The 19,873-nt window shown below is 64.2% G+C and carries 19 protein-coding genes; 10 read left to right on the top strand and 9 right to left on the bottom strand.

The window, feature by feature from the left end:
- The 6 genes from AADA04_RS00755 to AADA04_RS00730 all read right to left on the bottom strand — a co-directional run.
- A partial coding sequence (locus AADA04_RS00755; protein ID WP_340691317.1) for a polyprenyl synthetase family protein occupies positions 1-448 on the bottom strand: 448 nt, incomplete at its 3' end.
- Positions 449-461: 13 nt separating this feature from the next.
- On the bottom strand, positions 462-707 hold the full coding sequence (locus AADA04_RS00750) for an exodeoxyribonuclease VII small subunit (RefSeq protein WP_340691316.1): 246 nt from the start codon (positions 705-707) through the stop codon (positions 462-464).
- 69 nt (positions 708-776) lie between these two features.
- On the bottom strand, positions 777-1,379 hold the full coding sequence (locus tag AADA04_RS00745; RefSeq protein WP_340691315.1) for a histidine phosphatase family protein: 603 nt from the start codon (positions 1,377-1,379) through the stop codon (positions 777-779).
- A gap of 132 nt (positions 1,380-1,511) precedes the next feature.
- Positions 1,512-2,366: a signal peptidase I gene (lepB, locus tag AADA04_RS00740; protein ID WP_340691314.1), complete on the bottom strand. Its 855-nt coding sequence runs from the start codon at positions 2,364-2,366 to the stop codon at positions 1,512-1,514.
- Between the two features lie 125 nt (positions 2,367-2,491).
- Positions 2,492-3,556, bottom strand: a complete 1,065-nt coding sequence (locus tag AADA04_RS00735) for an MBL fold metallo-hydrolase (RefSeq protein ID WP_340691313.1) — start codon at positions 3,554-3,556, stop codon at positions 2,492-2,494.
- 54 nt (positions 3,557-3,610) lie between these two features.
- Entirely contained in the window at positions 3,611-4,576 is a 966-nt protein-coding gene (locus AADA04_RS00730; protein WP_340691312.1) for a pseudouridine synthase, read from the bottom strand.
- 66 nt (positions 4,577-4,642) lie between these two features.
- Between AADA04_RS00730 and AADA04_RS00725 the strand changes: the two genes are divergently transcribed.
- Together AADA04_RS00725 and AADA04_RS00720 are read left to right on the top strand one after the other, a co-directional pair.
- On the top strand, positions 4,643-5,338 hold the full coding sequence (locus tag AADA04_RS00725) for an MFS transporter (protein ID WP_340691311.1): 696 nt from the start codon (positions 4,643-4,645) through the stop codon (positions 5,336-5,338).
- A 14-nt stretch (positions 5,339-5,352) separates the two neighbouring features.
- Positions 5,353-5,868, top strand: coding sequence for a hypothetical protein (locus AADA04_RS00720; protein WP_340691310.1), 516 nt, complete (start codon positions 5,353-5,355; stop codon positions 5,866-5,868).
- Positions 5,869-5,874: 6 nt separating this feature from the next.
- Here AADA04_RS00720 and AADA04_RS00715 read toward each other — a convergent pair whose 3' ends face one another.
- Positions 5,875-7,644, bottom strand: coding sequence for an acyl-CoA dehydrogenase (locus AADA04_RS00715; protein WP_340691309.1), 1,770 nt, complete (start codon positions 7,642-7,644; stop codon positions 5,875-5,877).
- Between the two features lie 122 nt (positions 7,645-7,766).
- Here AADA04_RS00715 and AADA04_RS00710 point away from each other — a divergent pair, with 122 nt between their 5' ends.
- The 7 genes from AADA04_RS00710 (at position 7,767) to AADA04_RS00680 (ending at position 16,356) form a co-directional block, all read left to right on the top strand.
- The gene (locus AADA04_RS00710) at positions 7,767-8,489 is read left to right on the top strand and encodes a YceI family protein (RefSeq protein WP_340691308.1); all 723 of its coding nucleotides are present in this window, start codon (positions 7,767-7,769) and stop codon (positions 8,487-8,489) included.
- A gap of 16 nt (positions 8,490-8,505) precedes the next feature.
- Entirely contained in the window at positions 8,506-9,729 is a 1,224-nt protein-coding gene (locus AADA04_RS00705) for a cytochrome b/b6 domain-containing protein (protein WP_340691307.1), read from the top strand.
- A gap of 37 nt (positions 9,730-9,766) precedes the next feature.
- The gene (locus tag AADA04_RS00700; protein ID WP_340691306.1) at positions 9,767-10,708 is read left to right on the top strand and encodes an L-threonylcarbamoyladenylate synthase; all 942 of its coding nucleotides are present in this window, start codon (positions 9,767-9,769) and stop codon (positions 10,706-10,708) included.
- Positions 10,709-10,758: 50 nt separating this feature from the next.
- Positions 10,759-11,376, top strand: coding sequence for an FMN-binding negative transcriptional regulator (locus AADA04_RS00695; protein ID WP_340691305.1), 618 nt, complete (start codon positions 10,759-10,761; stop codon positions 11,374-11,376).
- Positions 11,373-12,782: an FAD-binding oxidoreductase gene (locus AADA04_RS00690; RefSeq protein WP_340691304.1), complete on the top strand. Its 1,410-nt coding sequence runs from the start codon at positions 11,373-11,375 to the stop codon at positions 12,780-12,782. The genes AADA04_RS00695 and AADA04_RS00690 overlap by 4 nt, the downstream gene beginning before the upstream one ends.
- Before the next feature lie 359 nt (positions 12,783-13,141).
- Positions 13,142-14,896, top strand: a complete 1,755-nt coding sequence (locus tag AADA04_RS00685; RefSeq protein ID WP_340691303.1) for a DUF1800 domain-containing protein — start codon at positions 13,142-13,144, stop codon at positions 14,894-14,896.
- Positions 14,897-14,919: 23 nt separating this feature from the next.
- Positions 14,920-16,356 (top strand): DUF1501 domain-containing protein, encoded by a 1,437-nt coding sequence (locus tag AADA04_RS00680; RefSeq protein ID WP_340691302.1) that lies wholly within the window; start codon positions 14,920-14,922, stop codon positions 16,354-16,356.
- A 6-nt stretch (positions 16,357-16,362) separates the two neighbouring features.
- On the opposite strand, the gene AADA04_RS00675 is transcribed toward AADA04_RS00680, so the two are convergent.
- Both AADA04_RS00675 and mutL read right to left on the bottom strand, forming a co-directional pair.
- A complete protein-coding gene (locus AADA04_RS00675; RefSeq protein ID WP_340691301.1) occupies positions 16,363-17,511 on the bottom strand; it encodes an alpha-hydroxy acid oxidase in 1,149 nt (382 codons plus the stop codon).
- Between the two features lie 143 nt (positions 17,512-17,654).
- Complete coding sequence (mutL, locus tag AADA04_RS00670) at positions 17,655-19,517, bottom strand: DNA mismatch repair endonuclease MutL (RefSeq protein ID WP_340691300.1); 1,863 nt, start codon at positions 19,515-19,517, stop codon at positions 17,655-17,657.
- A 137-nt stretch (positions 19,518-19,654) separates the two neighbouring features.
- Here mutL and AADA04_RS00665 point away from each other — a divergent pair.
- On the top strand, positions 19,655-19,873 hold a 219-nt coding region (locus tag AADA04_RS00665; RefSeq protein ID WP_340691299.1), incomplete at its 3' end, for a hypothetical protein.

The following is a 19,873-nucleotide window of genomic DNA, read 5'->3' as shown; positions in this document are numbered from 1 at the left end:
CTGCCAGCCGCTCGATCAGCATGGTCCGGACCGTCGCGTCGTCATGTGTTTCGCTGGAGGCCAGTATCTTGAAGGCCAGAGTCAGCAGCGCGTCGCCCGCCAGAACTGCCGTCGATTCGCTGAACGCCCTGTGGACAGTCGGCTGGCCGCGCCGAAAATCATCATCATCCATGCACGGCAGGTCGTCATGGACCAAGGAATAGGTGTGCACGCATTCGAGCGCCGCAGCGGTGCGCAAAAGGCTCTTTTCCGGTGCATCGAACATCGAACCCGTTTCCAGAAGGAAGAAGGGCCGCATGCGTTTGCCATTGGCAAGCGCGGCGTGGCGCATCGCGCGCATGAGATTGGCTTCGGGGCCACTGGCCGGCGGAATCAACTGGTCGAGCGCGACGGTGACCTTGTCGGCAACCTCCTTCAGGCGCAGCTCGAATTCGGCGTCGTCTCCCATATGGTCAACGACCTTATTCAAAGCTCGCAGGCTCGGTCGTAACGCCTCCGGCTCCCTGGACGATCTGCTCGACCTTCAGTTCCGCAGATTTCAACCGCGATTCGCAATGGGCCTTGAGGGCTGCGCCGCGCTCGTAGATCGCGATGGATTTCTCAAGTTCGACTTCACCCGCTTCGAGCTGCTTGACGATGCCTTCCAGCTCGGCGAGCGCTTCTTCGAAGCTCATCTTGTCGACCGGTTTTTCTTTCGCATCAGCCATTCTGGTTCGCCCGTGTTTATGTGCGGCGACACTAGAGCGCGCGCATGGCGTCCACAACCTCTGAAACGATTACTTGTCCCGGTATTCGTAGACCCGATGGCTCCAGTAGCTGTCGCCGCCATCATAGACGCATTTCCAGCCGAGCTTCTTGATTTCAGGACGCAGCATGCGGTTAAACCAGCCGTGCGCGGCCAGGTAGACTTTCTGCTGTTCCGACGCGGCGTGCAGTTTCTGCGCGGCCAGTGCCGCACGTACGCGCGCTTCCGAGACGCTCTCGCCGTCCAGCGCGTGGCCGCTGAGCCAGGCCGCACGGGCGAGAATGTTCCATGTCTTGGGCAGGTATTTCACGCCGGCAATCCGTGGCGGCGGCAGCGGCGCCTCATTGAACACGGGATCATGGATCGCTTCCATGTGGGGTGCCGCGCGGGCGGCTGTTTCCTGCGCCCGGATCCGCGCCGAGGCGAAAACAAGCGTCGCATCAGCCACCAGGCTTTTCAGTGTGTCGGGCGCAACCTGATCGTCACGGAGCGGGCTCTCTTCGTAGCGGTCCCACCAGTCCTTGTAGTCACGCCAGCCAAGGCGCGGGCCAGCGGTCCTGTCGAGCTGCGGCCGGCCATGCCGAGACACCACGATCGGGCCGCGCCGGGTTCCTGTCGATGTCGATTCTGGCATCGCGATAAAGCCTGTCTTCAAGCATGCACAGGGCCCCGCGAGCCCAGTCTGAAGACTGCCACTAGCGGTGTTGGCGGCATGCGGCAAGGCTCCAATCACCCGTCCCTGCCGCATCCTGTTGAGGAATAGGACCTAGAGGCCGCGCCAAACCCGCTTCTTGCAGGGTTCATCGCCTTCCAGTTTGCACCGGTACAGCGACAGGATCACTGTTTCGGCGCGTCCGACAAGGTGGTCCATCGGCACGAATCCGACCGATGCATCCGTCGCCCTGACGCTGAGCGGGCAACCGACGCGGTCAACCACGCCATCCACCGGCGGGCAGTGGCCGGACAGGAAGCGGCTATCCAGCGAATTGTCGCGATTGTCCCCCATCAGGAAAATGTGCCCCGCCGGGACGACGAACAGGACCGTATTATCACCCGCATCGCCCTTTTCCTGCCGGTTGGTTATCCAGCTTTTCCCGCCATCGCTTTCGCGCCACTCATAGGCCGTCACCGGGCGGGTGCGGCCATGCGGCAGGTAACGGACCGTCCGGATGAACTCGCTATCGAGCGGCTCATCATTGATATAAACGGTTTCGCCGATCATCTGGACACGATCGCCGGGCAGGCCGATCACACGCTTGATCATCACACGCGCCGTATGCGGGTGCTCGAACACGACCACATCGCCGCGTTTCGGGTCGCGCGCAAAGATGCGTCCCGCCGGGATGGGCAGGTAGCGGCCGAGGCTGAACGGCAACGAATAGCGGTCATAACCATAGGCGAACTTGGCCACAGCGACCCGGTCGCTGACCTGAAGCGTCGGCACCATGCTCTCGGACGGAATCACGCGCTGCTCGTAGAACAGGCCCGAAAACAGCAAGAAGATCGGCACGAAGACGGCGAGCGTGACGCCCCACTCGTGCAGTTCCCGCTTCACCTTGTCGGCGAAGGTCAGGTCTTCGTCCTCGGGATTTGAATCGGCCTTGTCGCCATCTCGTGCCATCGCGGGTTCACCTGATCTATCTGCTTCCAGCCGACTTCTTAGACGAAACCGGCTTCAGATGCGAAGGCGTAATCTGCCCGGCCACTGCAAAAGGCCCGAATCGACGCGTGTTCCGGCACTTGTGATCAGGTCAGCTGGTAGCGCGAAACGCCATCGTCACCGACACTCGACACGACTTCGCCCCGGTGGACCATGCAATTGAGATGCGCGATGGCCTCACCGGTGGCCATGCTGACCTCGTCCGGCTGGATGGCTCGCCCGAACAGGCTGGTGAACGTGTCCATCACGGTCAGTGGGCCCTTCTGCATTCGCCCTTTCAGGCGCGACAGGCCAGTCTCGTGCCCGTCGATCAGGTGGCGCAGCCGGGCATGTGCGCCGCGGAACGGCTCGTTATGCGCCGGCAGGACCAGCACGTCTTCCGGCAGGCGTTCCAGCAGCTTCTCGCAACTGGTCATCCAGTCGAGCAGCGGATCGGCATCCGGCTCGGTCGGGTGCACCGACACGTTCGACGAAATACGCGGCAATATCTGGTCACCCGAAATCAGCAGGTTCAGCGACGGGCAGTAGAGGCAGGCATGTTCGGGCGAATGGCCGTTGCCGGTGATGACTTCCCAGTCTTGGCCCGCCATCTCGAACGTGTCGCCATCGGCCAGCCGGTGAAAGGCGTCCGGCATCCGGCTGACGCCGCGCCCGAACCCGCCGAAGCGTTCCTTGTAATTGTCGATCTGGGCGTCGTTCCAGCCGGCGCGGCGGAAGAAATCGACCCCGGCCTTGGGCGCCTCGCGGCCTGTGTCCGACACCAGCATCCGGCAGGTGATGTATTCCAGCCGGCTCATCCAGAGATCGGCGCCATACTTGTGGCAGAGCCAGCCCGCACAGCCGACATGGTCGGGGTGCATATGCGTGACCATCACGCGCTTCAGCGGCTTGTCCGGCGTGATCCGGGCCTCGATCAGGCTTTTCCACGCTGTCCGCGTTTCCGGCAGGGGCAGGCCCGTGTCCACGATCGTCCAGCTGTCGCCGTCATCGATCAGCCAGAGATTGATGAATTTGAGCGAAAAGGGCAGCGGCATGCTGACCCATTCGATTCCCGGCGCGACCTGTATTGTCTCTCCCAGCTCTGGCCGCACGTCGCCGTGCGGATAATCGAGCTTGGGGCGCTTTAGCCGCTTCGTTTCAAATCCGTCCATGGCTCAACATATGCCAAGCCCATCGGGCGTCGAGCCATCACGCCGGGTCAGCGCCTATTTGATCGGCGTGCGCTTGCGCGGGGCCAGCTTGGTCCGCTTGAACTTCGGATCGGCAGGTTTCGGCTTGGCAGGCGGACCGTCACCGCGCGGCTTGCCCATCGGCTTCTTGCCGGGGCTTGTCGGACGCTTCCCTGCTGGCAGGGGGCGTTTGCGTTCAACCACGACGGGCGCAGCCGGTTCAGCCGAAAAGCCCTGCACTTCCCAGCGCAGCAGCTCGTCGCGCTCGCGTCCGCTGATCGGACGCCACTTGCCTTCCGGCAGCCCGGCCAGCGACAACGGCCCGATACGCGTGCGTATGAGGTCGATCACGCGCAGCTCGACCAGGTCGCACATCCGGCGGATCTGGCGGTTACGGCCTTCGCGCAGGATGAATTTCAGCTCATTGCCCTTGATCACGGTCACGTCCGCTGGCCGCAACTGGCGCCCGTCGAGCTCGAGCCCGTGGCGCAATAGCGTCAGCTTGTCCTCGGTGACGTCGCCGCGCACCTTGACGTGATATTCCTTCTCGAGCTTGCTTTCCGGCCCGATCAGGGCCTTTGCCAGCACGCCGTCTTCCGACAGGATCAGCAGGCCGTGCGAGTCCTTGTCGAGCCGGCCGAGCGGCGCGAGCCGGTTGTTGCGGCCCGGAATGGCATGGGCGCGGCCTGACAGGCTGTCCTCATTGATCAGGCGCACGGCGGGGATTTCGCCCGGCTCCGGCGTGCCCGAGACGATCCCGACGGGCTTGTGGAACATCAGCGACAGCTGGTTATCGAGCCGGCGCGCCGCCTTTTCGGTCAGGGTCAGCGTCTGGCCGTCCTCGATCTTGTAGCCCGCCTCGGTCAGCACTTCGCCATTGATCTTGACGAGGCCCTTCTCGATCAGCGCATCGGCTTCGCGCCGCGAGCACACGCCCTCGGTCGCCAGCCACTTGTTGACGCGCATCGGCTCAGTGCCGGAATATGTCTTGGTCCACGCCATGGCCGAATGATGCCTCCTGCGGCGGTTTCGTCACCTCTTACAGTTGCACCCTGCCTGTCGCAACTGATGGTCGACACGCCGGGCGGCTTCATCCATAAGCCCGCGGCGATGACCCAGCCGGTTCCTCCCCTCCAGACGCCCGCACTGGCCTTTGCGCTGCTGATCATCGGCACGACGCTGGGCATTGCCGGAACCGACCTTGTCCTGCCCGCCATACCAGACCTGCCGGACGCGCTCGGTGGCAGCCAGGCGATGGCGCAACTCGTGCTCGCGGCCTTCGTTGCAGGCGGCTGTATAGGCCTTGTCCTCTATGGCGAACTCGGCGCCCATTTCGACCAGCGCAACCTGCTGGTCCTGTCCTTCATCGCCTATGCCCTGATCTCGCTGGCCTGTATCCTTGCGCCGTCGCTGCAGGTGCTGGTCGGCCTGCGCTTCGGCCAGGGCCTGACGGGCTCGGCTGCCGCCGTGTTCGCGCCCGGCATGATCCGCGCCATGTTCAGCGAGGCCCGCGCCGTGCGTGCCATCGGCCTGATGGCCAGCATCGAATCCCTCGTGCCTGCACTCGCACCCGTGATTGGCGTCTGGCTGCTGGTCGCCTTCGGCTGGAAGAGTTCCTTCGTCGTGACGGGCGGACTCAGCCTGATGGTCGCAGCACTCGTCGGCCTGCTGCGCCCTCGCCTGCCCGCTCCCGATCCGACGCGGGGCGGGGGGGCAGCTATTTCCGCCTCGCGACCAGCCCGGTCTTCCTGCGCTACGCCCTGAGCCAGGCGTTCACGGTGGGCGGCCTGCTGATCTTCGTGTTCGGCGCACCGGCGATGATCACCAAGGGGCTTGGCGGCACCCTCAATGATTTCATCATCATGCAGGTGACCGGCATCACGATCTTCATCATCGGGTCGAACGTTGCCGGACGACTCGCCGACCGGTTCGGTGCGGAACGCATGATCCTGTTCGGCACGTTCCTGTCGGCATCGGGCCTGTTGGCGCTCACCGCCTATGGCCTGACCGGCGGAACCGATCCGCTGGCGCTCGCCATCCTGTTCGTGCCGGTGAATCTCGGACTCGGCCTGCGCGGCCCGCCGGGATTTTTCCGGGCCATCCTTGCATCAAACGGCGACGATGCGCGCGGGGCCGCGCTGGTGCTCGTGGCCATCCTGTCGACCACCGCTTTGGGCACAGCCGTCGCCGCGCCCTTCGTCACGTACGGCATCGCTCCGCTCGCCGGGATTGCTGCGGCGGTGTCGTGCGGATCGCTGCTCTGCCTGCTCGCCCTGCCGAAACTGCCCGGCTGACCGCGATCAGACCCCGAACAGGGCTTCCGAATTCTCCAGGAACCGGCTGCCGCCTTCGGTGATGCCAGCCACACGGCCCGGTGCCGAGGCAAGCGCGGTCTCGGCGAAGAAGCCAGCCAGAGCCAGCCGCCGCGCCCGTGCCGCGCCATCGCTGCTACGCGCCGCCACCGCTGCGCGGGTGAGGAAATGCCCACCAATGACATCGCCCGCGAGCGCCAGATAGGCAGTTGCACCGGCCAACGCCTTGTCCTGGTCGCGGCTCTTCATCTGCGCCAGCATCCAGTCACTGGCCTCGCGCAAGGCCTCTGCCGCCGCTCTCAGGCGGTCCGCGATCTGCACAAGTTGCGGATCATTGGTTGCCCGCGCGGCTGCCGCACTGGCTTCGATCTCGCCCAGCATGACGCGCATCGACTCGCCATTCGTGCCGCTCAGCTTGCGGCCGACCAGGTCGATCGCCTGGATGCCATTGGTGCCCTCATAGATCGGCGCAATGCGCGAGTCGCGATAGAGCTGGGCCGCCAGCGTCTCGTTCATGAAGCCCATGCCGCCATGCACCTGCACGCCCATGCTGGCGACTTCGGCGCCCATGTCAGACGACCAGGCCTTGGCAATCGGGGTCAGCAGGTCTTCGCGCAATTTCGCCGCCGCCCGCACGTCGGCGTCCGATGAGGCTTCGGCCAGGTCTGCGGCGACCGCGCAGGCATAGCAGATCGACCGTGCCGCTGCGACGCGCGCCCGCATCGTCGTCAGCGTACGGCGTACATCGGCATGATGCAGGATCGGCGCAGGCCCCTCGACGCCTTCGGCCTTGCCCTGCTTGCGCTCCTGCGCGTAGGCGAAGGCCGTCTGGTAGGCCGCCTCGCCAACGGCCACGCCCTGCAAACCGACATTCAGGCGCGCCGCATTCATCATCGTGAACATGCAGGCGAGGCCCTTGTTGGCTTCACCGATCAGCCAGCCGGTCGCCCCCTCATATTCCATCACGCAGGTTGGCGAGGCATGGATGCCCATCTTCTTTTCAAGGCCGATACATTTGGCGCCAGTGCGTGCGCCGAGGCTGCCATCCGGGTTGGGCAGGAATTTCGGCACAAGGAACAGCGACACGCCGCGCGAGCCCGCAGGCGCATCCGGCAGGCGCGCCAGCACGAGGTGCACGATATTCTCGGCGACATCATGGTCGCCCCAGGTGATGTAGATTTTCTGGCCGCTGACGGCATAGCTGCCATCGTCATTCGGCACGGCTTTCGATTTCAGCGCGCCGACATCGCTGCCCGCCTGCGGCTCGGTCAGGTTCATCGTGCCCGTCCATGTGCCGGAGACGAGATTGGGCAGGTAGGCCGCTTTCAGTTCGTCGCTGCCATGCGCCAGCAGGGCCTCGATGGCGCCGAAGCTGAGCAGCGGGCAGAGGCCGAACGCCATGTTTGCGGCGTGGAACATTTCCATCACGGCCAGCGACAGCGCCTTGGGCAGGCCCTGCCCGCCCCATTCTTCCGGTGCGGTCAGCCCCATCCAGCCACCATCACGGAAGGCGGCATAGGCCGCCGCAAAGCCCGGCGCCGCCTTCACGCCGTCCGCCGTCAGCACGGCGCCCTGCGAATCGCCGCTCTGGTTGAGGGGGGCCAGCACATCGCGCGCCAGCTTGGCCGCTTCGTCGAGGATCGGCACGACCAGGTCAGGGTCATATGCTTCCAGCCCGGCAAGCCCTTCAAGGCGCTTCAGACCTGCAACGGCGTCTAGCGTGAAAGCCATTTCATCAAGGGGCGCATCATAGGGCATCGAGCCGGTCTCCGGATTGTGAATAGTTGTTATTCGGGATAAGCAGTTACAGCGCATACGGCCAAGGTCCAAGTGCAGACCTCGACTGGCCCTTCGCCACCCAATTTTCCAGGAGTTATTCCATGCGCCTTATCCTTGCTTCCGTTTCCGCCCTCGCGCTCGTCGCGTGCGGCGCGCCGACCGCGCCAGCTGAATCTGCCGCGACGCCCGCAGACGCCGCACCAGTTGCCGTGCCGGAAGCCGTCCCGGCTGAAGCGCCCGCCGCCGACATCAAATATGGCAAGGCCGCGACCTACAAGATTGACCCGAACCACGCCTCGCTGATCTGGCGCGTGAAACATATGGGCCTGTCGAACTATACCGCGCGCTTCACGAACTTCGACGCGACGCTCGTCTTCAACCCGGATGATGCCTCGGCCACGTCGCTGACCGCCACGATCGACCCGACCTCGGTGGAAACCGACTATCCGGGCGACTTCAAGGCCGGGCACGCCGACAGCCCATACGACACGTTCGACGAGGAAATCGCCCAGAGCGGCGACTATTTCAATGCCGGCGCCTTCCCGCAGATCACGTTCAATTCGGCGACGGTCACCAAGACCGGCCCTGATACGGGCACTGTCACGGGCGACCTGACATTCCTGGGCGTCACCAAGCCGGTCACGCTCGATGTGAAATATAACGGCGTCGCCCAGTTCCCGTGGGCCCCTGAACAAGACCATATCGGCTTCTCCGCCACCGGCACGCTGACCCGGTCCGATTTCGGCCTGAGTGCCGGCACGCCTTATGTCGGTGATGAAGTCGAGATCGTCATCGAAGCCGAATTCGGCGAAGTCGCCGAATAGATTGCCAAGTTCCGACATGTTCAGAAACAGCGTCTCTCGCTACACGGTCGTCGCGATCGCCCTTCACTGGGCTATCGCGGCGCTCATCATTTTCATGATCTGGCTTGGCTGGAACATGGAAGACAATGAAACCCGCTACCAGCTTCACAAGTCGATCGGGATCACGATCCTGCTCCTCACCGTAATCCGGGTTGCGTGGCGGATGCTGAACCCGCCGCCGGCCCTGCCGTCGGACATGAAGCCCCTGGAAGCCAAGGCTTCGCACTATGTCCATATCGGGCTTTACGCCCTGATGATCCTTATGCCGCTGCTCGGCTGGGCCCTCGTTTCCACCTCAAAGTTCCAGATCCCGACGGTCCTGTTCGGCACGGTCAGCTGGCCCGACTTGCCCTTCCTGTCAGGCCTACGTGGCAACAAGCCTGTCCACGTCGTGCTCGAAACGCTCCACTCGAAGGGCGCATGGGTCATCATCGGCCTGCTCGTCCTGCATGTCGCCGGCGCGTTGAAGCATGAATTCTCGCCAGAGGAAGGTGTCCTGAAACGGATGATCCCGGGCCTGTTCGGCAAGACCCAGCCGCCGCGTGCGCCTGCCCGTGGCTTCTTCATCGCTTTTGGTGGCGCAGCCCTGCTGTTCGGCCTGATCGCCGCCGCGCCCGTGCTCGCGCAATCGATGTCAGGCAGCAAAGCCGTTCCGCCACCGGCAGGCGAATCCGAGGCAGAGGTCGCCGCCGCACCGGTTGCCGTCGAACCCAATTGGGTCGTCAACTATGATGCGTCGGAAATCCGGTTCTCCGGCACCCATGATGGCAACACCTTTTCCGGCACGTTCAAGGACTGGACGGCGGACGTCGCCTTCTTCCCGGAGGCCGTTGAAACCTCTGACGTGCGCGTCAGCGTTTCGACCGGCACCGCCACGACCGGCAAGAAACTTTACAATGACAGCCTGCGCGCGCCCGAATGGTTCGACGTGTCGAACTATCCGACGGCTACCATCCACCTGACCGATTTCGCCAAAACAGATACCGGCTATACGGCGACCGCCGCCATGCGCCTGAAGAACCACACGGTCACGACGCCACTCGCCTTCACGCTCGACATCGCGGGCGACGTCGCCACCCTGAACGGTGAAGCGACATTCGACCGCAAGGCGCTCAATATCGGCCAGATCTCTGATCCGGGTGCCGAATGGGTCAGCGACACGGTCATCGTTACCGTGACCGGCGAGGCGACCCGCAAATAGGTTCCGCCTTTCGCCTGCGGGTGCTAAGGGCGCGCCCATGACTGCGACCATCGTGCCCCCCACGCCCGACATCCTGGCCCGCGCTGCGGATATCCTGCGCACTGGCGGGCTCGTCGCCATGCCCACCGAGACCGTCTATGGCCTCGCCTGCGACGCCGCCAACCCGGACGCCGTTGCCGGTCTCTACGAAGCCAAGGGCCGCCCGCGCTTCAACCCGCTGATTGCGCATGTCGCCTCGCAGGCCATGGCCGAACGCGAAGCGGTGTTCACGCCGCTGGCCCGGAAGGCGGCGGAACGTTTCTGGCCGGGGCCGCTGACCATCGTCCTGCCTGTGGCGCCCACCGCAAGCGTCTGCGACCTGGCCCGCGCCGGACTCGACACAGTCGCCCTGCGCCGCCCGGTCCATCCGGTTGCCCAGGCCCTGCTCGACGCCTTCGGCGGCCCGCTCGTCGCCCCCTCGGCCAACAAGTCCGGCCATGTCAGCCCGACAACACCAGAACATGTCCGCACCGATCTCGCCGACCGGATCGCAATGATCCTCGACGGCGGCCCCTGCGCTATCGGGATCGAGTCGACCATCGTGGACTTCACGCAAGACACACCCGTGCTCCTGCGCGCCGGCGCGCTCGAAACAGAGGCACTGGAAGCCTGTCTCGGCATCACGCTCGCCCGCCCGGGCGACAGTGCCGGCATCACGGCGCCGGGCCAGCTGAAAAGCCATTACGCGCCCCGCGCCGCGCTGCGCCTCAACGCCGCGACGCCCATGTCCGGCGAGGGCTATCTCGGCTTTGGCGACCATTGCCCGCGCGAAGGCAACCTCTCGCCCAAGGGCGATCTTGCCGAGGCCGCCGCGAACCTGTTCGCCATGCTGCGGGCGTTCGATGCCCGCTATGAGCGCATCGCTGTCGCGCCGATCCCGCATACCGGGCTTGGCGAAGCGATCAATGACCGGCTGGAACGTGCCGCGCACCGCGACTGAGCCCCACCACCCCTCTCGCACGCCCTCGCGACCTCTGCTAAGCCACGTCCATGCATCCGGCCCGCCCCTTCCGTGAAACCGACATCGCCACGCTGGTTGCGCGGGCTCGCGCGCATCCGTTTGCTCTGGTCTGCGCCACGGACGGCACGCGCATCCACGCGGCTCATGCGCCTGTCCTGCTCGATGAAACGGACGGCGCACCGGTCCTGCGCTTCCACCTCTCCGCCGCAAATGCGGTGACCGCTGCCCTTATGACGGGGAGCAGAGCGCTCATCGTCTTTACGGGTGACCATGCCTATGTGTCGCCGGACTGGTACGGTCAGGACGACCAGGTCGGGACATGGAACTACCTGTCCGTCGAAGCAGAAGGCCCCGTCACCCCACTGGACGATACAGGCGCCACCCGATTGCTTGACGACCTGTCCGACCTGTTCGAAGCGGGCCTTGCCCCCAAACCGGCATGGACACGCGCCAAGATGACGCCCGGCCGCTTCGAGGCCATGCTGCCCGGTATCCGTGCTTTCTCGCTTGCCCCCGCGCGATTTGAAGGCATCACCAAGCTCGGCCAGAACAAGCCGCAACCCGCCCGCGACGGCGTCATCACCGCCCTCTCCGACCGTGAAGACGGTATCGCCATCGCCAACCACATGCGTAAGCTCACATCATGACCCAATTGCCCGCCGCCTTCCTTGCTGCCGCAAAAGACCTGCTCGGCCCGAAGGGCTGGAGCGAGGATCCCGAACGCCTCAGCGAAGTTGCCACGCCCTGGCGCGGCACATTTACGGGCGAGACACCCTTCCTCGCGCGCCCGGCCAGCACCGCGGAGGCCGCCGCCCTGGTGAAGCTCTGCGTGGCCCACCATGTCGCGCTGACACCGCAGGGCGGCAATACCGGCCTTGTCGACGGCGGTACGCCGCATGGCGAGATTGTGGTTTCGATGGGCCGCATGCATGCCGTGCGCAGCGTCGACCAGTTCAACAATTCGCTCGTCATCGAGGCCGGTGCCCCGCTCGTCACCGCGCAGGCAGCCGCCGAAGAGGCCGGACGCCTGTTCCCCCTCTCGCTGGGTTCCGAAGGCACCGCCACGATTGGCGGCCTGATCTCCACCAATGCCGGCGGCGTCAACGTGCTGCGCTATGGGATGATGCGTGACCTGATCCTCGGGCTCGAAGTCGTGCTGCCCTCCGGTGAGGTCTGGGACGGCCTGTCTGGCCTGCGCAAGAACAATACGGGCTACGATCTGAAACACCTGTTCGCCGGCGCGGAAGGCACGCTCGGCCTGATCACCGCTGCGACGCTGAAACTGTTCCCGCAGGTCCAGCGCGCCAGCGCCTGGGTCTGTTGCGACAGCACAGAAGACGTCGTCGCACTGCTCGCCCTTGTGCGCCAGCATGCAGGCGACACGGTCACCAGTTTTGAAATCATTCCCGTGAACGCCGTCGACATGGTGCTGACCGACGTGCCCGGCACACGCGACCCACTGCCCTCGGCCCTGCCCTGGCGTGTGCTGATGGAAGTCTCGATGGTCGACGAAGCGCACGCCCGCGCCACGCTCGAAAAGGCGCTCGAGGCCGCGTTCGAGCAGGATCTCGTGAAAGACGGTGTCGTCGCCGCCAGCAAGGCGCAGGCGCAGACATTCTGGCATATTCGCGAGACCATTCCCCTGTCCAAGCGCGCCTATGGCACCGCCATCAACCAGGACATTGCCGTGCCGGTCAGCCGCATCCCGGCCTTCATCGACAGCTGCAATGCCGCCGTACTGAAAGTCGTTCCGACCGCCGAGTTCGTCATCTTCGGTCATGTCGGCGATGGCAACCTGCACTATTCCGTCTGCGAACCTGCCGGCGCGAACGAGCCTGTCCTGAAAGCCCACGTCGCCGACATCACCCGTGTGATCTTCGACCAAACCATGGCCCACGGCGGATCGATCAGCGCCGAACACGGCGTCGGCCGCTTGAAGCGCGACGAACTCGCCCGCCTGCGCCCGCCCGCCGCCACCGAAACCATGCGCGCCATCAAGCAGGCGCTCGACCCTCTCGGCATCATGAACCCGGGGCGGGTCGTGTCGGTATAAAGTCCCGGCACCGTCGCCCCGCAACCCGCCCGGATCGCAGGCAGGACTGCTTTAAAAACAACCTTGTGTATAATTAATGCTTCTCCGGCCGCCATCGCCGGATTCCCAATGAATGCTGCAGGTGAAGTAGTTCGAATCCTGAAAGTATTGCGCGTTGAGCTCTGTTATCATTCTGATTTTGGTGAAATTAACTATTGCATTACTTGCCTCGCATGAGGCATTGGCCCCGCTGGCCTGACTCCGGGCATGGACGAAATGTCACGAAAGCCCAATGGTGACAGGGGATTCTAACGAAACCTTCAGTTCACTCCGGACGGAGAAACCGTAATACAAACCGCTGAAGTGTAGAGGGAAGACCAATGAAACAGGCGCCGCGCAAGCAAGTGCAAACGATCGCTGCAAGCTTTGTCTTGGCCGCTGCCCTGGCCGCCTGCGGCGGCGGCGGTGATGGCGGAACCGGTAGCGGAATGTCCGGCCCCGGTTCGCCGCCTGTATCAGGTTCGCCTCCACCGCCTCCTCCGCCACCAGCCGGAACCTCGGAAACGCGGATTGATGACGAGGCTGAAGCACAGCGCGTGCTGGCACGTGCGACCTTTGGCGGCGATTATGCCGACATACAGTCAGTGGTCGGCATGGATACCGCAGCCTGGGTGAAAGCCGAAATCAGCAAGCCGGCCACTCTCTACCTTCCCGGACTGGCCGCTCGCCAAAACGCTGGCGAGAATATCGACGCCCAGGCACACCGGGGCGTGTTTTGGAACACCATGATCGGCGCCAATGACCAGTTGCGCACACGTATGGTGTTCGCGCTGTCCCAGCTGTTCGTCATTTCCGATGCCGATATGTACGGCCAGACACTGCAAGTCGGCTATTTTCTCGATGTCCTCGCCAATAATGCTTTCGGCAACTACCGGGATCTTCTCGAGGAGGTCACCTATTCCAGCGCCATGGCGCGCTACCTGACCTATTGGCGCAACCAGAAAGGCGATCAGGCGACGGGCCGCATGCCGGACGAGAATTATGCCCGCGAGATCATGCAGCTTTTCACGATCGGCGTGGTCGAACTCAACCAGGACGGCACACCCAAGCTGACGAATGGCCAGGAAGTCGAGACGTTCGACAATGACGATGTCGAAGGCCTTGCCCGCGTCTTCACCGGATTCAGCTGGCAAGGCCCCGGATTCTACACAGGAAGCCAGGGCAACAATTCAAAGCGCCTGGTCATTTTTGACGGGGAACACTCGTCGCTTGAAAAGCGGTTCCTCGGCACGGTCATTCCGCCGAACACAGGTGGAGACGAGAGCGTCAAGATCGCCCTCGACACGATCTTTGCACATCCGAATGTCGCGCCCTTCGTGTCGCGCCAACTGATCCAGCGGTTCACAGCCAGTTCGCCCAGCCCGGCTTATGTCAAACGCGTCGCCGATGTATTCGACGCAGGCCGGTACACGTCGCATGACGGCACCGTTTTCGGAACCGGCGAGCGCGGCGATCTCGAAGCCACGATTGCCGCCATCCTGCTCGATCCGTCCGTGAACGACAGCACTGCCACGACAGACATAGAGAATGGCAAGATCCGCGAACCGGTCCTGAAATTCGTTCACTGGGTCCGGGCCTTCGACCTGACCGACATCGACTCTGACCGCGAATACACGCTGAGGGATGCGTCGAGCCCCTCGTCCGCGCTGGGTCAGCAGCCCCTGTTTGCACCGTCAGTGTTCAATTTCTACCGGCCCGGCTTTGTTGCGCCGGGTACCGAAACAGGTGCTCGCGGCCTTACCGCACCGGAGTTCCAGCTGGTCAATGAAGGCTCGGCCATCGGCTTCATGAACATCATGACGCGCTATATCTTTGATGACTCGCCCCATTCGGGCACCGCCCCGAGCTTCACGCCGGACTATGGTCCGGAAATCCTCATCGCCGACAATCCCGGTGCGCTCGTCGACTATCTTGACCTGTTGCTGACCGGGAACACGATGACCCCCGAACTCAAGGCCGATATCGTCGAGGCCGTGACTGCGGTTCCCGTGACATCGGATGCAGATCGCCAGAGACGCGCCCAGCTCGCCGCGTTCATGACGATCAGCTCACCCGCCTACGCAATCCAACGCTAAATCCAGATTCAGGGATAACCAGAATGGCTAACATGAATCGTCGCAACTTTCTCCGCTCCGGTGCCGCCACGGGCTTTCTAGCAGGGACGGGTGTGCTCAGCACCCTGACCAGCGGCAAGGCCTTCGCGGCCAATACCAGCGGATACAAGGCGCTGGTCTGTATCTTCCTGAAAGGCGGCATGGACCATGCCGATACGGTCATCCCGCGCGACCAGGCCTCCTATGACCTGTTGAACAGTGCCCGGCCCGGCCTCCATGGCGCTTATGGAGTCGGCTCCGGTTCGTCGTCGCGTGACCGTGCCAACCTCCTCGCGCTCAACCCGACCAATGCCGCGAGTTTCGGATCGCGCCAGTTCGGCCTGCCCGAGCAATTGTCCGGGCTCCAGGAAATCTTCGAGGCAGGCGACCTGGCCATTGTCGGCAATGTCGGTCCGCTGATCGAACCGATGACACGGTCAGACCTGACGCGCGTCGGCGCACAGCTGCCACCACGCCTTTTCTCGCACAATGACCAGCAGTCGACCTGGATGTCGCTGGGCGTCGAAGGCGCCCAGTACGGTTGGGGTGGCGCGTTCGCGGATGCCGCCCTGCGGGCCGATTCCTCACTGAACCCGCGCTATGCAATGGTCTCCGCCGGGCCGAACGATGTGTTCCTGTCCGGCAAGGAAGGGCGCCAGTTTACCACGAGTGCGGGCGGCGCCCAGGGCGTTACCCTGGTTGACCAGCCCTATGTTCTCGGCGGTGAGTCCCGCTTCAATGCGGCGCGTGACCTGCTAGACGAATATGTTTCCCAAACCGGCTATGGCGAGACCAACCTGTTTGCCCGCGACTTTGCCCGCCAGTCTGGCAATGGCGTGATCAACAGCCGCGCCTATGATGCCGCACTGGAAGCATCAACCCCCATTACCACCCCGTTCCCCGCCACCAGTATCGGTTCCCAGCTGCGGAGCGTGGCGAACACGATCAACATACAGGACCAACTCGACTCCAATCGTCAGGTTTTCTATGTTTTCATGGGCGGCTTCGACACGCATAGCGGCCAGACCAATACGTTGCCCGGCCTGCAGACGGCGCTGTCTGAAGCGATATCGGCCTTCCGTACAGCCATGATCACCCAGGGCACGTGGAACGATGTTACCCTGTTCACCATGTCCGAGTTCGGGCGCACGACGATCGACAATGGCGACGGCACTGACCATGGCTGGGGCGGCCACCATTTCGTCACCGGCGGATCGGTTGCCGGCAAGCAGGTCTATGGCGATATTCCGACGCCTGACCTCAACGGGCAATCGTTCACCTCGACCCATGGTCGCCTGATCCCGAAAGTGTCGGTCGAACAGTATGCCGCCACCCTTGGATCATGGTTCGGGCTCGACTCCGGCGAACTCGCCGCGGCCCTGCCCAACCTGTCGAATTTCAGCCAGAAGGATCTCGGCTTCCTCGGCGGCTCGACGACCTGACCGGACTCAGTGGGTCCGGAGCCGAAGCAGGCTCTGGTCGAGGTCCGATACGTCCGGCACCCCAAGCAGTCCGAGCAGCCGGGCGACATCGACTGACATGATCTCGAGCGCGCGCGCCACACCGGCCTCGCCGCCGGCGGCAAGCCCATACAGGCAGGCCCGGCCCAGCGCGACGCTGGTAGCGCCCCGCGCGATCAGCTTGAGCACATGGCTGCCGCGTCGCACGCCGCCGTCCGCAATCACTTCGATGTCATCCAGAACGGCTTCACGCACCTCCGGTACGAGGTCAACGACCGGCACGGACGTATCGATCTGACGGCCGCCATGGTTGGACAGCCACACGGTGCTGGCGCCCGATCCGACCGCCCGCCTTGCGTCCTCTGCGGTGCTGATACCCTTGATCGCGAACGGACCGCCCCATTCCTTCGCCATCCATTCGGCGTCTTTCCAGGTCATTGTCCGGTCGAACAATTCGTTGATCACGCCCATCACGTCACGCCCGCCCGTATCGACGCCCTCGAAATTGGCCGGTCCGATCTCGGACGACCGGGCAAGGTCGGCGAGGTAGCCGGCGCGCGCCAGCGCCTGGGTGGCCGTCTTCCAGTTCACCGAGGGCGGAATGGAAAACCCGTTGCGCGGGTCGCGCTCGCGATAGCCGGCTGACACGGCATCGACCGTCAGGATGCAGCCGACATAGCCAGCCGCCTTGGCCCGGGCGAGAAAGTCCCGCACGATGCCCCGGTCTTTCCAGACATAGACCTGGATGAATTTCGGAATGTCCGGCGCGGCAGCCGCAATCGTTTCGATCTTGTGGCTGGCAAGCGTGGAAACTGAGTAGGCAATGCCCGCCGCCTGCGCTGCGCGCGCCGTGGCGAGTTCGCCCTGCATGGGATGGAACAGGCGGGACGCCGCCGTCGGCGACACAAAATATGGCTGGGCGTTCGGTTGGCCGAGCACTTTGGTGGCCGTGTTGATCTTCGACACGTCAACCAGCGCGTTCCACACCCATTCATAATCGGCAAACCGGTCGACCGAGCGGCGCAAGGTGATCTCGTCCTCCGCCCCGCCATCGATATAATCGAACACCATGCGCGGCAGGCGCGCCTTCGCCAGCCTGCGCAGATCGTCGATATTAATGGCGTCAGCCGCTTTCATCCTATTCCCCCGGAAATGTCACATGTTCCCGAATGCCCGGGAAATATCCTTGTGCGAGGAGAAGACCATGCCTGCGCCAGCCATGGCAAGACGTTCCCCAAGGCCAACATCCGCATGTCCGCCACGGGTGAAGCCCCATGCGCTCAGCGCCGCCCGAACAGCCGCTCGACATCCGCCAGCTTGAGTTCCACATATGTCGGCCGGCCATGATTGCACTGGCCGGAATGGGGCGTCGCCTCCATCTGGCGGAGCAGCGCGTTCATCTCGTCGCTGTTCAGCCGCCGTCCGGCCCGCACGGAGCCGCGACAGGCCATGTTGCCCATCACTTCCTCGAACCGTTCCTTCAGGGCGAGGCCTGCATCATATTCGGCAAAATCGTCGGCGAGGTCTCGGATCAGGCCGATCGCGTCCATCTCCCCGAACAGGGCCGGGGTTGCCCTCACGCACACGGCGCCTGCCCCGAATGCCTCGATCTCCAGCCCGAGTTCGGCCAGTTCGTCTGCCCGCTCCAGCACGCGCGAGGCTTCGTCCTCGGTCAGTTCCACGACATCGGGAATTAGCAGGGCCTGCCGCCTCACGCCGCCTGCCGCCATCTGGCGCTTCATGTCCTCGTAAACGAGCCGCTCATGCGCCGCGTGCTGGTCGACGATGACGATGCCATCTGCCGTCTGCGCGACGATATAGGTTTCGTGCAATTGCGCGCGCGCCACGCCCAGCGGGAAGTCGCCCTGCGGCGTTTCCGGCACAGCCTCCACCCGCCCTGTCGGCGCATCGCTATAGTCGAAAGGCGGGGGCGGCGTTTCACCAAAGCCGCTGCCTTCATATGGTGCGGGCCGTGGCGCCTGGTAGGCATAGCCGCCGCCGGATGCCGGACGCGATGCGAACAGCGCCCCGGACGGCATTGGCGATTCCGGCTTGGCGCGCCCGAGCGCAAACCCGGCCACCGTCGTCGAGGCCCTGTGTCCGGCTGCCGCCAGCGAATGCCGCAAGGCGCCAATCATCAGCCCCCGCACATTCCCGGCGTCGCGAAAGCGCACTTCCGTTTTTGCGGGGTGGACGTTGACGTCGACATATTCCGGGTCGAGTTCGACAAACAGTGCCGCCATCGGGTGCCGGTCGCGCGCCAGGAAATCCTGGTAGGCAGCGCGGATCACGCCGTTCAGCATCCGGTCCTTCACGGGCCGGCCATTGACGAACATGAACTGCATCTGCGCATTGCCGCGATTAAGCGTCGGCAGGCCGGCAAAGCCTTTCAGTCGAACACCTTCACGCTCCGCATCGATGGCCACGGCATTGTCGCGAAAATCGCGCCCCATGATCGCGCCCAGACGGGCCAGCTGCCCGGCTTCGCCGTCGGCCTCGGCCGCATGGCGGAACAGGCTGCGCCCATTGCTTTCCAGGCTGAAGGCAACGGTCGGGTTGGCCATGGCGAGCCGTTTGACGACATCGGAGACGGCCATGGTTTCCGAGCGCTCGCCCTTCATGAATTTCAGGCGGGCTGGCGTGGCGAAAAACAGGTCGCGAACCTCAAGGCGGGTGCCCGTCTCGCCGCGCCCGGTAAACGCTGCCGGTCGGGGCCCTTCAATCCGGCCCGCCTCGACGAATACGTCGGCCGCATCCTCGCCCGCCGCCCGCGAAGTCAGCGTCATCCGGCTGACGGATCCGATGGAGGGCAGCGCCTCACCGCGAAACCCCATCGTGTGGATGTTCAGGAGGTCGACGTGGCCATCGGCGCCGGGGGCCAGCTTGGACGTCGCATGGCGCTCCAGAGCGACCAGAAGGTCATCGGCCGACATGCCACAGCCATCGTCCTCGATAGTGATCCGCTTCAGGCCGCCATCTTCAATCGCGACCGACACGCGCGTCGCGCCCGCGTCGAGCGCGTTCTCGACCAGTTCCTTCACCGCCGCCGCAGGGCGTTCCACGACCTCACCGGCCGCGATACGGTTCACCACATCGGGCGGCAGTCTGCGAATTTGGGGCTTCGGGCGGACGGAATCAGGCATGGCGGAATAGTAAACCAGCCCGCAGGCTTTGTCGCGGGCTGGCATCATCGGTGCGAAGTGTCGCGTTGCATATGGTTGCAACGCTTCCGGCATCGGCTCACAATGCCACCAGACCCGTCTGAAAAGGATTCCGCGCCATGTCGCCATTTCTGAAATCTGCCACAGCCATTGCTGCCTTTGCCCTGATCGCCGCCTGTGGCGGTTCCAGCACCGACGCGGCGACACCCGCAGCCTCAACGGAAACACCAGCTGACACGGTCGCAGCCGCCCCCGCACCGGCTGCAACGCCCGTTGCCGCGCCCGCCGCTGCACCGGCCCCCGGCGAATTCCGGGCTCGGCTCGCCGGGGGCCGGTGC

This window comes from Hyphomonas sp., assembly GCF_037969335.1.
Taxonomy (GTDB): Bacteria; Pseudomonadota; Alphaproteobacteria; order Caulobacterales; family Hyphomonadaceae; genus Hyphomonas.
Note: the sequence above shows the minus strand (reverse complement) of the source record. Positions and strands in the feature narration are given on the sequence as shown.